Source organism: Acinetobacter sp. 24-47-66 (assembly GCF_056779755.1).
In genome coordinates, this window is sequence record NZ_JBWYIL010000047.1 from 1 (window position 1) to 317 (window position 317).

The following is a 317-nucleotide window of genomic DNA, read 5'->3' on the forward strand; positions in this document are numbered from 1 at the left end:
GTGCATCAACTTTCGCTTGTGCATCTTCTTTAGCAGTAAGCGCATCATCACGTGCTTGAGTCAGCTCAGCAAGTTCTGTTGGCGTGATTAAGCCATCTGATTCGGCATCTGCTAGTGCTTGCTCTGCCGCAGCATATGCTGCTTCAGCCGCCTCTACTGCCTCTGTCGCTTCTTCAAGTGCTGCAACTGCATCATCCACACCATCTTCGTTTTCATCATTTACTGCTGGTAAGGTGATGTCGACTAGATCATCTAAGCGTGCATCCAATGCGTCTTTGTCTGCTCCTTCTGGAAGTGCATCAACTTTCGCTTGTGCA

The 317-nt window shown here is 48.9% G+C and carries 1 protein-coding gene; it reads right to left on the bottom strand.

The window, feature by feature from the left end; translation table 11 throughout:
* On the bottom strand, positions 1-317 hold a 317-nt coding region (locus AC1M84_RS14310), incomplete at both ends, for a GA-like domain-containing protein (RefSeq protein WP_481595241.1).